The 13,779-nt window shown below is 60.2% G+C and carries 16 protein-coding genes and 1 pseudogene; 8 read left to right on the plus strand and 9 right to left on the minus strand.

What is annotated here, in order from left to right; all coding sequences use genetic code 11:
• The 5 genes and pseudogenes from ASE26_RS00005 to radC all read right to left on the minus strand — a co-directional run.
• Positions 1-1,304: IS4 family transposase (locus ASE26_RS00005; RefSeq protein ID WP_057245400.1), on the minus strand; the 1,304-nt coding region annotated here is incomplete at its 3' end.
• Between the two features lie 105 nt (positions 1,305-1,409).
• Positions 1,410-1,868 (minus strand): annotated as a pseudogene (locus ASE26_RS00010) (transposase domain-containing protein); the annotation flags it as partial.
• Positions 1,869-1,989: 121 nt separating this feature from the next.
• Positions 1,990-2,160 (minus strand): 50S ribosomal protein L33, encoded by a 171-nt coding sequence (gene rpmG / locus ASE26_RS00015; RefSeq protein WP_028101815.1) that lies wholly within the window; start codon positions 2,158-2,160, stop codon positions 1,990-1,992.
• An 11-nt stretch (positions 2,161-2,171) separates the two neighbouring features.
• On the minus strand, positions 2,172-2,408 hold the full coding sequence (gene rpmB / locus ASE26_RS00020) for a 50S ribosomal protein L28 (RefSeq protein ID WP_008451488.1): 237 nt from the start codon (positions 2,406-2,408) through the stop codon (positions 2,172-2,174).
• A gap of 117 nt (positions 2,409-2,525) precedes the next feature.
• A complete protein-coding gene (gene radC, locus ASE26_RS00025; RefSeq protein WP_055930424.1) occupies positions 2,526-3,200 on the minus strand; it encodes a DNA repair protein RadC in 675 nt (224 codons plus the stop codon).
• Positions 3,201-3,347: 147 nt separating this feature from the next.
• On the opposite strand from radC, the gene ASE26_RS00030 reads away from it, so the two are divergent.
• The 6 genes from ASE26_RS00030 to ASE26_RS00055 all read left to right on the plus strand — a co-directional run bounded on the left by ASE26_RS00030 (position 3,348) and on the right by ASE26_RS00055 (position 8,537).
• Positions 3,348-3,791 (plus strand): peptidylprolyl isomerase, encoded by a 444-nt coding sequence (locus ASE26_RS00030; RefSeq protein ID WP_055930427.1) that lies wholly within the window; start codon positions 3,348-3,350, stop codon positions 3,789-3,791.
• A gap of 6 nt (positions 3,792-3,797) precedes the next feature.
• Positions 3,798-4,748, plus strand: a complete 951-nt coding sequence (gene ispH / locus ASE26_RS00035; protein ID WP_055930430.1) for a 4-hydroxy-3-methylbut-2-enyl diphosphate reductase — start codon at positions 3,798-3,800, stop codon at positions 4,746-4,748.
• Positions 4,749-4,878: 130 nt separating this feature from the next.
• A complete protein-coding gene (locus ASE26_RS00040) occupies positions 4,879-5,808 on the plus strand; it encodes a branched-chain amino acid ABC transporter permease (protein ID WP_055930433.1) in 930 nt (309 codons plus the stop codon).
• Positions 5,809-5,821: 13 nt separating this feature from the next.
• Complete coding sequence (locus ASE26_RS00045; protein WP_055930436.1) at positions 5,822-7,033, plus strand: ABC transporter ATP-binding protein; 1,212 nt, start codon at positions 5,822-5,824, stop codon at positions 7,031-7,033.
• 11 nt (positions 7,034-7,044) lie between these two features.
• Positions 7,045-7,815 carry an ABC transporter ATP-binding protein gene (locus ASE26_RS00050; RefSeq protein WP_055930439.1) on the plus strand — a complete coding sequence of 257 codons (771 nt, stop codon included), beginning with the start codon at positions 7,045-7,047 and terminating at the stop codon, positions 7,813-7,815.
• Entirely contained in the window at positions 7,815-8,537 is a 723-nt protein-coding gene (locus ASE26_RS00055) for an ABC transporter ATP-binding protein (protein ID WP_055930442.1), read from the plus strand. The genes ASE26_RS00050 and ASE26_RS00055 overlap by 1 nt, the downstream gene beginning before the upstream one ends.
• Positions 8,538-8,552: 15 nt before the next feature.
• Here the strand turns inward: ASE26_RS00055 and ASE26_RS00060 are convergent, their stop codons facing one another.
• From ASE26_RS00060 to ASE26_RS00075, 4 genes are all read right to left on the minus strand, one after another.
• Positions 8,553-9,506: a threo-3-hydroxy-L-aspartate ammonia-lyase gene (locus tag ASE26_RS00060; RefSeq protein WP_057245402.1), complete on the minus strand. Its 954-nt coding sequence runs from the start codon at positions 9,504-9,506 to the stop codon at positions 8,553-8,555.
• A 12-nt stretch (positions 9,507-9,518) separates the two neighbouring features.
• Positions 9,519-10,511 carry an ornithine cyclodeaminase family protein gene (locus ASE26_RS00065; RefSeq protein ID WP_055930449.1) on the minus strand — a complete coding sequence of 331 codons (993 nt, stop codon included), beginning with the start codon at positions 10,509-10,511 and terminating at the stop codon, positions 9,519-9,521.
• A complete protein-coding gene (locus tag ASE26_RS00070) occupies positions 10,501-11,133 on the minus strand; it encodes a transcriptional regulator (RefSeq protein WP_057245403.1) in 633 nt (210 codons plus the stop codon). Before ASE26_RS00070 ends, ASE26_RS00065 begins: the two co-directional genes overlap by 11 nt.
• Before the next feature lie 167 nt (positions 11,134-11,300).
• Positions 11,301-11,855, minus strand: a complete 555-nt coding sequence (locus ASE26_RS00075) for a phasin family protein (protein ID WP_055930455.1) — start codon at positions 11,853-11,855, stop codon at positions 11,301-11,303.
• 232 nt (positions 11,856-12,087) lie between these two features.
• Between ASE26_RS00075 and ASE26_RS00080 the strand changes: the two genes are divergently transcribed.
• Together ASE26_RS00080 and ASE26_RS00085 are read left to right on the plus strand one after the other, a co-directional pair.
• Positions 12,088-12,948, plus strand: a complete 861-nt coding sequence (locus tag ASE26_RS00080; protein ID WP_057245404.1) for a DMT family transporter — start codon at positions 12,088-12,090, stop codon at positions 12,946-12,948.
• 9 nt (positions 12,949-12,957) lie between these two features.
• Positions 12,958-13,653 (plus strand): nitroreductase, encoded by a 696-nt coding sequence (locus ASE26_RS00085; RefSeq protein WP_055930461.1) that lies wholly within the window; start codon positions 12,958-12,960, stop codon positions 13,651-13,653.
• Positions 13,654-13,779: the final 126 nt, after the last annotated feature.

Here is a 13,779-nt window from a genome sequence, read left to right on the forward strand (position 1 = left end):
TTGACTGCAYAGCGTTGAGGTAGGGCTTTAACGGCCCGGTCGYGCGAACSACCGGGCCGTTGTTCATTGTGCAGGTCTATTAAGCGCTGGCGTAGTCGTTGCAGTAAGGCCGGCAATTTGCCTTGTGCTTTGGTGACCGCGGCCCAATGCAGCTCATATTGAATAGCGTGGAAAGCGCGTACAAAGCTGATAGCGGTGGGTTCGCTGTTGGCCGCCAAAGCTGCCTTGCTCATTTCCAGCCGAATCARGTTGTACGCGATAAGCGCCCCCCATATCTCTTGGTAGACGCCTTCAATGGTACGGCTGCGCAAGGTCAATGCTGTCCCCAGCATTGTTTGCTTTAGCTCCCGGTAGCTAGTTTCGACTTGCCAGCGGCGCGCGTAACAGGCTGCGATATCGGCTGCCTTGAAGCGGCGACGATCGGTGAGCGACGTCAATAGAATTCTCTTGCGCGCGTTGCTGTCGATGACGGTGACGGCGCGCGCCTGCCAGAATGGAGGGAGCTCTGGGCACTTGGCCCGCGCTTGTTGCGATACGCGCATCTGGACGATGGCATCGTCCGCAGTGCCGCTTAAGACCTCCCACTTGCTGTTGCTTTTTGCTGGAATAAGGAAATGCCGATTGCTTCCCTTGGCGGTCAATTGGCACAAAATCTCCGCTGCCAGAAAGCCCTTATCAAACACCGTCAACGAATCATCCGGAACCTGCTCGAGCAAAGTCTTCGCATAGAGCATTTCATTGATTCCATAAGGCCCGAAGGCGGCATCAGCGATGATATGTGACGGGATCGAAGTAAGCGTCACACCGCGTACCTGAGGATAGCTTGCCACGGCGCCACTGGCATAACCCTGAGCGCCAAAATGCGCGCGGGTGTCGGGGTTATCCGCTGTACGCAACGTGGTGCCATCCATGGCGAAAAGACTCAGCCCTTTGAATAGAYAGTGCTTGGCATCTTGTGCGCTCCAAGCGTGAGCTGCTGTGATGAAGAGCCAATGCAAAGGCTCTGCACCAAGTCTCTGACKCGCCTGCGCAACCGCACTCTTGCAAACGAACGGCGTGTCGGCATCCRGCAACGCCAAATCAAGTTCATCGACCACTTCGCCTATCGAYTGATGCCGATAAAGTGCCAGCGCGATCACTAGCCACACCACTTGCTCTGCCGGCAAGCGCCGATGCCGGACACTGGCTTTGCCCGTATACTCGACAGCTTCGGCCACCCACTCGTAGGGAAGGTGTTCCCCCAGGCGCCGCCAGYTGGGCGCCTCGATTGCATTGGCCAGAAAATGAAGGGTGTCGTCGAGCATGTGCAACCGAGGTTAACAGCATGTGATGACGTTTACAACACCCCAAAACGAAAAATGCCGTTCAGTCTTAACTGAACGGCATTAGCCCCGAGGGGCGGTTTTTTAACCCTGAGCGCCAAAATGCGCGCGGGTGTCGGGGTTATCCGCTGTACGCAACGTGGTGCCATCCATGGCGAAAAGACTCAGCCCTTTGAATAGAYAGTGCTTGGCATCTTGTGCGCTCCAAGCGTGAGCTGCTGTGATGAAGAGCCAATGCAAAGGCTCTGCACCAAGTCTCTGACKCGCCTGCGCAACCGCACTCTTGCAAACGAACGGCGTGTCGGCATCCRGCAACGCCAAATCAAGTTCATCGACCACTTCGCCTATCGAYTGATGCCGATAAAGTGCCAGCGCGATCACTAGCCACACCACTTGCTCTGCCGGCAAGCGCCGATGCCGGACACTGGCTTTGCCCGTATACTCGACAGCTTCGGCCACCCACTCGTAGGGAAGGTGTTCCCCCAGGCGCCGCCAGTTGGGCGCCTCGATTGCATTGGCCAGAAAATGAAGGGTGTCGTCGAGCATGTGCAACCGAGGTTAACAGCATGTGATGACGTTTACAACACCCCAAAACGAAAAATGCCGTTCAGTCTTAACTGAACGGCATTAGCCCCGAGGGGCGGTTTTTTGTTCGAGCCAGGATCAATTACTTGATCTTGGTTTCCTTGTACATCACGTGCTTGCGTGCTTTAGGATCGAACTTCATGATTTCCATTTTGGAAGGCATGGTGCGCTTGTTTTTGGTAGTGGTGTAGAAGTGACCAGTACCTGCGGTCGATTCCAGCTTGATCTTGTCGCGGCCAGTTTTTGCCATGATTCAGCTCCCTATTAAACTTTCTCGCCACGTGCACGCATGTCGGCCAGGACGGCGTCGATGCCGACCTTGTCGATTACGCGCAGACCGGCGTTGGACAGACGCAGGGAGACCCAGCGGTTTTCAGATTCAACAAAAATACGACGGTTCTGCAGGTTAGGCAGGAAACGACGCTTGGTTTTGTTGTTTGCGTGGGAAACATTGTTGCCGACCATCGGCTTCTTCCCAGTTACTTGGCAAACACGTGCCATGGCACACTCCTTGAATTACTTCCGAAATTGGAAAAACAAGAGTATATGGAAATTTCCCAAGTTTTTCAAGCACTTGCGAAAAACAATTGTGTCATACATTAACTCAAAATTTAACAATTAGATTTGCCCATGTTCGGCGAAGGAATGCACCTGGTGGCCCGCTACCACGAAGTGGTCAAGGATCCGTATATCCACCAGGGCCAGCGCCTGCACCAGTGCCCTCGTCAGGAGGACATCCGATTCGCTCGGGGCGGGTGATCCGGACGGGTGGTTATGGGCCAGCATGACGGCAGCGGCGTTACGCGCCAGCGCTTCCCGCACCACTTCGCGCGGATACACGCTGGTATGGGTCAGGGTGCCGCGAAACAATTCGCAGGCTTCGATCAAACGGTTTTTTACGTCCAGGAACAGGACGTGGAAGGATTCATAGGGTTGGCCCGCCAGCGACAGGCGCAGGAAGTCTTTCACCGCGTGCGGCGAGGACAATGCCTCGCCGGAGCTCAATTCCTCCGCAATCGCGCGGCGTGCCAGTTCGACAACAGCCTGCAGCTGGGCGTATTTGGCCGCGCCCAGGCCGGGTACGGCCGTGAAATCGGCACGGCTGGCGTGGATCAGGGTGCGCAGCGAGCCGAAGCGGCCCAGCAGCTCGGTCGCCAGCGCTACCGCATCCTTGCCGGGGATGCCCACCCGCAGGAAAACCGCCAGCAGTTCGGCATCGGACAGGGCTTGCGGCCCGGCTTTTAACAATCGTTCGCGTGGGCGCAGTTGTTCTGGCCAGTCTGAAATCGCCATGGTCACCTCCGTCGCCCATTATCCGGCCCGGCAGGGAAGGTCAATTTGCGTTGGCTCAGGTTTTGCGCAGGTGGGGCGGGGCGGCGCTGCGCCGCACGCCTCCCGATGGCTTACAATAGCGTTTTGCCTGTCACCAGAGTTGTTTCCATGTCTAACGTTGTCACCGCTTCGGCCTACCTCACCCTGCATTACCGCCTTGCCTCCATGGATGGCATCAATATCGTTTCCACCTTCGAAGGCAACCCGGCCACCTTGATGCTGGGCCAGGGCCAGTTGGCGCCGAACCTGGAAGCGCTGCTGATCGGCCTGCCGGAAGGCACGCACAAGGTGTTTGAACTGGCCCCGGGCGAAGGCTTCGGCCCGCGCAACCCGGACCTGGTGCAAGCCGTGTCCCGCGCTACGCTGGAAGAAAACTCCGATCCTGACAATGAATACAAGATCGGCGACCTGGTCGACTTCAACGCGCCGAAAGGCGGCCGCTTTGCCGGCGTGCTGCGCGAACTGCGCGACGACGTCGCCATCTTCGACTTCAACCACCCGCTGGCCGGCCAGCCGGTGAAGTTTGAAGTGAACCTTATCTCTGTGCTGTAAAAGAACATGGACAAAGAAATCCTCCTCGCCCAGCCGCGCGGCTTCTGCGCCGGCGTGGACCGCGCCATCGAGATCGTCGAACGCGCGCTGCAGCAGTTCGGCGCGCCGATCTATGTGCGCCACGAAATCGTGCACAACGCCTATGTGGTGGAAGACTTGCGCGCCAAGGGCGCCATCTTCATTGAAGAGCTGGATGATGTCCCGTCCGGCAATACCCTGGTGTTCTCCGCCCACGGCGTATCGAAAGCCGTGCGCGCCGAAGCGGAAGCGCGCGGTCTGTCGATCTTCGATGCGACCTGCCCGCTGGTGACCAAGGTTCACGTGGAAGTGGCCAAGATGCGCAAGCAGGGCTGCGAGATCATCATGATCGGCCATGACGGCCATCCGGAAGTCGAAGGCACCATGGGCCAGACCGATGAGGGCATGTACCTGGTCGAAACGGTGGAAGACGTGGCCGGCCTGCAGGTCCAAAACCCGGACCAGGTGGCCTATGTGTCGCAAACGACACTTTCCGTGGATGATACGGCACAAATCATCGAAGCCCTTAAGGCAAAATACCCGAATATTATTGAGCCGAAAAAAGGCGACATCTGCTACGCCACCACCAACCGCCAGGAAGCCGTGAAATTCATGGCGCCGCAGGTGGAAGTGGTGATCGTGGTCGGCTCGCCGAACAGCTCCAATTCGAACCGCCTGCGCGAAGTGGCCGAGAAGAAGGGCACCCCGGCCTATATGGTGGACAATGCGGCCCAGATCGATCCGGCCTGGCTGGCAGGCAAGCTGCGCGTGGGTGTGACGGCTGGCGCTTCGGCGCCGGAAGTGCTGGTCGATGCGGTCATCAACCGCCTGAAAGAGCTGGGCGCGAAGAGCGTGCGCACCCTGGACGGCGTGGAAGAGGCGGTCACTTTCCCCCTGCCAAAAGGCCTGGATGGCGGGAAAAACAACGGCATCGAGTGATAATTCGGTAAAACGTGGATTTTCCACGATTAGTTTTCCGGAAACCTCGCTATTATGGCGAACGCTTCCAAACGGCGGCACCACGAGGGCAACCTTGGGTGCCGTTTTTTATAGTTATTAAGGGCATACGATGGATACCTTTATCCAACAAATTCTTAACGGCCTGGTGCTGGGCAGTATGTATGCGCTGGTGGCCCTCGGTTATACGATGGTGTACGGCGTGCTGAACCTGATTAACTTCGCCCACGGCGACGTGCTGATGATTGGCGCGATGATCGGCCTCTCCATCCTGAATTTGCTGGGCGTGCACGCGCCGGAGCTGCCAGGCTACCTGCAACTGGGCATTGCCATCATCGGGGCAATCCCGGCCTGCATGCTGGTGAACATGCTGATCGAACGCGTCGCCTATCGCCGCCTGCGCAATGCTCCGCGCCTGGCGCCCCTGATTACCGCCATTGGTGTTTCGATCCTGCTGCAAACCTTCGCGATGAAATACTGGGGCCGCAACCCGCTGGCATTCCCGCAGCTGCTGCCAACCGAGCCGATCATGATCAGCGGCGCTGTCATCACGGTGACCCAGGTATTGCTGCTGGTGCTGGCTGCCTTGTCGATGTTTGGCCTGGTCATGCTGGTCGAAAAGACCCGGATGGGCCGCGCCATGCGTGCTGTCGCGGAAAACCCGCGGGTTGCCGGCTTGATGGGCGTCGATTCCAATCGCGTGATTGTGTCGACCTTTGCCATCGGTGCCGGGCTGGCCGCCGTTGCAGGCGTGATGTGGGGCGCCAACTATGCTTCCATCGGTTTCGCCATGGGCTTCATGCCGGGCCTGAAAGCGTTTTGCGCAGCGGTGCTGGGAGGGATCGGCAATATCTATGGCGCCATGATCGGCGGCCTTGTGCTGGGAATTATTGAATCGATGGGCGCCGGCTACATTGGCGACTGGACCGGCGGCTTGCTCGGTTCGCACTACCAGGACATCTTCGCCTTCGTGGTGCTGATCCTGGTCCTGACGGTGCGTCCGTCCGGCATCATGGGTGAACGCGTGGCCGACCGCGCCTGATGAGGAGCTGACAATGCTGAAATTCGACGTACGAAATAATCCGAAGCAGGCCTACATCAGCATGGCGCTGCTGCTGGCGGTGCTGATTGTCTTCCCGTTTGCCGCCGCGCCTTTCGGTAATTCGTGGGTGCGCATCGCTGACCTGGCGCTGCTCTACATCATGCTGGCCGTTGGCCTGAACATCGTGGTGGGCTTTGCCGGACTGCTGGACCTGGGCTATATCGCGTTTTACGCGATCGGCGCCTACCTGACCGCCTTGCTGGCATCGCCGCAATTTGCCACCGTGCTGGAATCCGTGATCAACATGAATCCCGCATTCGGCGAAGCGCTGGCGGCCATGCTGGGCGAGGATATCCGCAGCAACGGCATCCACCTGTCGGTATGGGTAATCGTGCCGCTGGCCGCCGCACTGGCAGGCGTTTTCGGCGCGCTACTGGGGGCGCCGACCCTGAAGCTGCGCGGCGACTACCTGGCGATCGTCACGCTCGGCTTTGGCGAGATCATCCGCATCTTCATGAACAACCTGAACGATCCGGTCAACATCACCAACGGTCCGCAGGGCATCAACATGATCGACCCGATCCGCGTATTTGGCGTGAACCTGGCGGGCGAACCGGGCTCGCGCGCCACGGTGTTCATCGGCAGCTTCTCGATGCCTTCGGTGAATGCCTACTATTTCCTGTTCCTGCTGCTGACCATTGCGACCGTGTTCATCACGTCGCGCCTGCAGCACTCCCGCCTGGGGCGCGCCTGGGTGGCGATCCGTGAAGACGAAATTGCGGCCAAGGCGATGGGCATCAATACCCGCAACGTAAAGCTGCTCGCATTCTCGATGGGCGCGACTTTCGGCGGCGTCTCGGGCGCCATGTTTGCATCGTTCCAGGGCTTCGTATCGCCTGAATCGTTCTCGCTGATGGAATCGATCGTGGTCCTGGCGATGGTCGTGGTGGGTGGCATTGGACATATCCCCGGCGTCGTGCTCGGCGGCGTACTGCTGGCGGCCCTGCCCGAAGTGCTGCGTCACACGGTGGAGCCGTTGCAGCAAAAGCTGTTCGGCCAGGTGATCCTTGAAGCGGAAGTGCTGCGCCAAGGCCTGTTCGGTATTGCGCTGGTGGGGACCATGCTGAGCCGTCCGGCCGGCCTGTGGCCTTCGCCCAAGCATGAAGAGCGTCCGGATGCGGACTCGGACTCCAAAGGCCAGTCGACCGGCGTAATGGCGGCATGAGGTTAGTAGAGATGAGCGAACAAGTAATCCTGAATATCGAAGGCGTCAACAAACGTTTCGGCGGCCTGCAGGCGCTGACCGATGTGCGCATCAAGATCAACCAAGGCCAGATCTACGGCTTGATCGGTCCGAACGGCGCCGGCAAGACCACCTTCTTCAACGTGATCACCGGCTTGTACCAGCCGGACACCGGTACCTTCGAACTGGCTGGCAAGCCGTATTCTCCCTCGGCCCCGCACGCCGTGGCCAGGGCTGGCATAGCCCGCACCTTCCAGAATATCCGCCTGTTCGGCGAAATGACCGCCCTGGAAAACGTGATGGTGGGCCGCCACGTGCGCTCGCACCAGGGGGTGTTCGGCGCCATCTTCCGCCACAAGGCTGCACGTGAAGAGGAGGCGGCAATCCGCAAGCGCGCGCAGGAACTGCTGGACTTCGTCGGCATCGGCCAGTTTGCCAGCCGCACTTCCAAATACCTGTCGTACGGCGACCAGCGCCGCCTGGAAATCGCCCGCGCCCTGGCCACCGATCCGCAGCTGCTGGCGCTGGACGAACCGGCTGCCGGCATGAACGCGACCGAAAAGCTGGCCCTGCGCGAGCTGCTGGTCAAGATCAAGAACGAAGGCAAGACCGTGCTGCTGATCGAGCACGATGTGAAGCTGATGATGGGCCTGTGCGACCGCATCAGCGTGCTGGAATACGGCAAGCTGATTGCCGAAGGCTTGCCAGCCGAGATCCAAAGCAATAAAGCAGTGATTGAAGCCTATCTGGGAGGAGCGCACTGATGGGCGCCAATGTTCTGAAAATTTCGGGCCTGAAGGTCGCGTATGGCGGCATCAAGGCAGTCAAGGGCATCGACCTGGAAGTCAACCAGGGCGAACTGGTAACGCTGATCGGCGCCAACGGCGCTGGCAAGACCACCACGCTGAAGGCCATCACCGGCACCCTGCCTCCATGCAAAGTGGAGGGCACCGTGTCGTATATGGGCCAGTCGCTGAAAGGCTCGCAGTCCTTCCACCTGGTGGAGAAGAAGCTGGCCATGGTGCCTGAAGGCCGCGGCGTATTCACCCGCATGACCATCACCGAGAACCTGATGATGGGCGCCTACACCATGAACGACAAGGCGGCGATTGCAGCCGACATCGAGAAATGGTTTGGCGTATTCCCGCGCCTGAAAGAACGTGCCGCGCAGCTGGCGGGCACCCTGTCCGGCGGCGAACAGCAGATGCTGGCCATGGCGCGTGCGCTGATGTGCCATCCGCACCTGCTGCTGCTGGACGAGCCGTCGATGGGCCTGTCGCCTATCATGGTCGAGAAAATTTTCGAAGTGATCCGCGACGTGCACCAGCAAGGCATCACCGTCCTGCTGGTGGAGCAGAACGCCAAGCTGGCGCTGCAGGCTGCCAACCGCGGCTATGTGATGGAGTCCGGCGCGGTCACCATGACCGGCAACGCGCAGGACATGCTGCACGACCCGCGCGTCAAGGCAGCCTACCTGGGAGAGTAGTACTGCCGGGCCGGATTACGCGAGCAGGGCGGCGAAGCGCTCGATATCGATGTTGCCGCCGCTGATCAACACACCGACGCGCTTGCCGCGCAATGCTTCCTTCATCTTGCGCGCGGCTGCGAAGCCCAGGCAGCCGGTCGGTTCGACTACGATCTTCATGCGCGAAGCAAAGAAGCGCATGGCGTCCACCAGTTCCGCATCGCTGACGGTCAGGATGTCGTCGACGTCGCGCTTGATGATGGGGAAGGTGAGCGAGCCAAGGTGCTGCGTCTGTGCGCCGTCGGCAATCGTCTTTGGCGTATCGATATGCACGATCGCGCCGCTGCGGAACGATTGCTGGCCGTCGTTACCGGCCTCCGGCTCCACGCCGTACAGCTTGCACCTTGGCGACAGCGCGCGTGTCGCCAGCGCAGAGCCAGACAGCAGGCCGCCGCCGCCCAGGCAGACGAAGAAATAATCCAGTTCACCCACTTCCTCGAACAGCTCTTTGGCGGCCGTGCCCTGGCCTGCGATCACGTCGGCATGATCATAAGGCGGGATCAGGGTCATGCCCTTTTCCTCGGCGAGCCTGCGGCCGATGGCTTCGCGGTCTTCCTTGTAGCGGTCATACGTCACGACATTGCCGCCGTAGCCGCGCGTGGCAGCCATCTTCGATGCTGGCGCGTCCTCCGGCATGATGATCGTGGCAGGGATGCCTAGCAGCTTGGCCGACAGCGCAATGGCCTGCGCGTGGTTGCCGGACGAGAAAGCCACCACGCCGGCCTTGCGCTGCGCCTCATTGAAACGCGAAAGGGCATTGAAGCCGCCGCGGAACTTGAAGGCGCCCATGCGCTGCATGTTCTCGGCCTTGAAGAAAATCTCCGCGCCCAGTTCCTCATTGGCGGTGCGGGAGGTGAGCACCGGCGTGCGGTGGGCGTGGCCCTCGATGCGGGCGGCTGCTGCGACGATGTCTTCGAAAGTGATACTCATGGTTCTCCTTGCTTACCAGGGCCAGGCGATATCCTGGCCGATGTTGTTGGCGAGGGCGCGCTGGTACAGCATGCGCACCGTGGTGAGGTCCTGCAGGGCGATGCCCGTCATATCAAAAATCGTGATGTCGCCGGCCGCGCGCGGCGTTGCGCCCGCGCTGGCGGCAAGCAGTTCGCCAAGTTCCGCTGCAGGCAGTTCATTGGCCCATTGCAGTTCGCCGATATGGCGCGCCTGTGGCAGGTCGTCGGCCCATACGCGCGCGCGCTCCAGCAGGCCCGCAGGTAGTTCGCGCTTGCCTTGCGTGTCCGCGCCTACGGCGTTGATGTGCGTCCCTGCGCGTACCGCATCGGCGCTGAACAACACGCTGTGGCCTGGCGTTGCGGTGATGATCACATCCGACGCTGCAACCGCTGCATCGGCGCCAGCGGTACCAGCGCCTCCCGCAAGCGCTGTATCGCAGCGGCCGTTGAACAGCGCCTCGAACGCGGGCGCCTGCAGGCCATCCGAAGTCACGTAACGCACGCGTTTGAGCGAGGGCAGGGCATGCAGCGCGTATTCCACGTGCCCGCGTGCCTGCACGCCGGTGCCAAATATGCACAGCTGCTCGCTATCGGCGCGCGCCAGCAGTTGCAGCCCGAGCGCGCCGGCGGCAGCTGTGCGCGCGGTCGTCACTGCGTTGCCGTCGGCGATGCACAATGGGCGCCCGCTGCGCGGGTCGATCAGCATGATGGTGGCCTGATGCGCTTCGCCTCCCGCTTCGCGATTTGCGGGCCAGAAGCCGGCGGCCTTGAAGCCAAGCAGTTCCTGCGAAGGCACGTCGCCTGATTTGATGCCGAATACCGCGCTGCCCGGCAGCTCTTCACGCACCAACGGGAAGACGCGTGCGGCGCGCGCAGCGTGCAAGGAAAAGGCTTCGCGTACGGCAGCGTGCACCTCGTCGGGCTGTAGCAGCGCGGCGACCGCATCGCGGTCCAGCAGCAGCAGGCGGGCGTCGTTATTTTGCATAGTTGTAGACCGTGGCGCGGGACACGCCCAGATGGGCGGCGATGATTTCCATCGAGCGGCGCATCTCCAGCAAACCGGCGTCGCCCAGTTCGCGCACCAGGGCGCGGCGGTCATCCGCTTTCAGCGCGCGCGGCGTGGTGGACAGGCGTGCAGCGAATTGTTCGATATGTGCGCGGATCGCGTCGGCGCCGGCGGCCGGGGCAAGCGACTCGATCACTGCGGCGGCAGGGTCGACATTGCTGAACTGGCCCAGCATCGCTTGCAGGCTGCGGAACAGGTTCAGGTCGACGTTCATGCAGAGCGCGGCGATGTACTGGCCTTCGCTGTCCTTGATGCCGACCGAGGTGCTCTTGGCGGGACGGCCGTCTGGAAAGGTGTTCGGGTAGTTGGCCAGCACTTGCGGGAAGCCCGAATCGGCAATTCGCGCCAATCCCAGCTCCGTCGCCGGCGCGCCGACCGCGCGGCCGGAGAGGTTGTTATGGATCGCCAGCACGGCATGGCCAGGATCGAGCAGGTCATGCAGCACCACTTCAGTGAAGGGCGCCAGCGTACGGCCAAGCCCGTCGGCCACCTGTTTCATCTGCTCCAGCAGGTGCTGCTGCTCGGAAGTTCGTTTCATCATCAAGACAGATTATCTCGTTTTAGATGAAATGTAAACTAGACCTCAAAAAAAGCCCCGGACAATGCCGGGGCTCGGGAAGGACACCCGCTGAGAGGAAACCACGGATGCCGAGGAGACCTGCGTACAGCGTTGCTTCTGCCGGCCACTGGGACCGGCGGGGGGATCAATTACTGCTTCTTGCCGTTGGCGGCAACAGTGCTGAATTGGTTCACTGCAGCATTCACATTGGCTTCGAAGGTTTCAGCAGCAGCCTTGGCGCTCTTGGTGAATTGCTCGTAACCGGCATTGGCATTGTTCAGGGCAGACTTGAACAGGGCGACGGCGCTTTCGCTGCCGGCCGGGGCGTTTTTGCTCACTTCGTCAACCAGCGAGATTACCTTGCGGTTGGTCTCGGCGATCTGGGATTCGGCGGCCTTGCTGAATTCAGCGCCGGTGCCGGAAGCGATCGATGCCAGGTGACGGCTGTAAGCGATGGCTTTTTCGGCGACTGGCTGGGCCTGGGCAGCGGACAGCGTGAAGAACTCTTGCGGGTCCTTGGCCGACAGCAACTGACGGGTTGCGGCCGACGATTCTTCCAGCGATGCCTTGGCAGCGGTGATGTTCAGGTCGACGAACTTCTCAACGCCTTCGAAGGCTTTGTTGGTCAGCGAAGAAAAGAGTGCGAATTGGCTTTCGAAGTTTGCCTTGGTGGCATTAGAAAACTGCTCAGGAATCGCAAACATTGGACTCTCCAAATAAGTGAATTTAGTCGTTGGAACTTGATGTTTCTGCAACGGAAAACAACGCATTGTGCAACGCAACAAAGACGATTATCCGGGTTCAGGAATCAAAGTCAAGCAGTTTTTGTGCGTTGCACAAACTAACTAACTTATTGTCAGTAAAGGGTTTCTGGCTAGAAAAATCATAGGTATTGCTGCCAAGCAGGGTATTGGCGCCCGATGCTAGAATCGCCGCATGCGCTCGCTCTTTTCCCCCATCCCGCTGTTCTTCGTTTTCCTCTGGAGTACCGGCTTTATCGTGGCCCGCTACGGCCTGCCGTATGCTCCGCCGCTGACCTTCCTGCTGCTGCGTTTCCTTGGCGTGCTGGCGATCCTGTTGCCCGCCGTGCTGCTGCTGCGCGCGCCATGGCCAAAAGGGAAGGTGGGCCATGTGGCGCTGGCCGGCCTGCTGCTGCAAGCGGGCTACCTGAGCGGCGTCTGGTGCGCCATCAAGATAGGCATGCCGGCCGGCTTGTCGGCCCTGGTGGTCGGCATGCAGCCGATCCTGACCGCCTTTGCGGCGCCATTGATCGGCGAGCGGGTACGCCCGCGCCAATGGCTGGGCCTGCTGTTTGGCATCAGCGGCGTGGCCCTGGTGGTGTACGCGAAGATCACCTTGCTTGGCCTCAGTTGGCAGGCGATCGCGTTGGCAGTGTTCGCACTCCTGTCGATTACTGCGGGAACGCTTTATCAAAAGCGTTTCTGCCCTCAATTCGACCTGCGGACGGGTACCGTGATCCAGTTCGCCGCATCCTTTGCCGCCGTGTTGCCGTTTGCCCTGCTGCTGGAAGATATGGGCTCGGTCCAATGGGTGCCGCAATTCTTTGGCGCCTGGGCCTGGTCGGTGCTCGCCTTGTCCATCGGTGCAATCTTCCTCCTGTTTGCGCTGATTCGTCGCAGCGACGCGACCCAGGTCACAAGCCTGCTCTATCTTACGCCGCCAACCACCGCGCTGATGGCCTGGGCAATGTTTGGCGAAGTCCTGAACGGGATGGGCATTGCCGGTATGGCGCTGGCGGTGATTGGAGTAATATTTGTGATTAAGCAACCCAAATAGGCCACAATCATGATCAGCTCCCCAGCACAGCAGGCCGTCGACGCGGCCATTACCTCGCGCCGTTCGATCCGCGCTTTCCAGCCCACCCCGGTGCCGCGCGAGGATGTCGAAGCCATCCTGGAAGTGGCGTCGCGCGCGCCTTCCGGCACCAACACCCAGCCCTGGAATGTCTATGTGCTGACCGGCGCCATGAAGGAAGCCTTGTCCTCCAGAATCCTGGCCGCCTATGCCGATCCGGAGCAGAACAAGCTGCATCGCGAGGAATACGCTTACTACCCGCGCGAATGGGTGTCGCCTTACATCGACCGCCGCCGCAAAGTGGGCTGGGACCTGTACTCCCTGCTGGGCCTGACTCGTGAAAACAAGGCCGGCATGGCCGCCCAGCATGGGCGCAATTTTGAATTCTTCGATGCGCCGGTGGGCATGATCTTCACCATCGAGCGCATCATGGAGCAGGGCTCCTGGCTCGATTACGGGATGTTTTTGCAAAATATCATGGTCGCGGCGCGTGGCCGCGGCCTCGATACCTGCCCGCAGGCTGCCTTCACCCAGTATCACCGCATCATCAGCGAGGTGCTGGGCCTGCCGGCCAGCGAAACTGTTGTATGCGGGATGTCGCTTGGATTCGCCGATAGTGGCAAAATTGAAAATACGCTGGTAACCGAGCGCGAGCCGATTGCCAAATTTGTTAAATTTATGGAGTGAACAAGCTTTCGTTGCAGCGTCGCGTCACTATGGGAATTGTGTATTGCGAGGCTGAAAACATTGGTGAAGAAAAGTTTGATTTAGCTTGCGCAGGAATCTGGTTTTGCTACACTGCAACTAGCGATT

The sequence above is a fragment of the Duganella sp. Root198D2 genome (assembly GCF_001428585.1).
GTDB lineage: Bacteria > Pseudomonadota > Gammaproteobacteria > Burkholderiales > Burkholderiaceae_D > Rugamonas.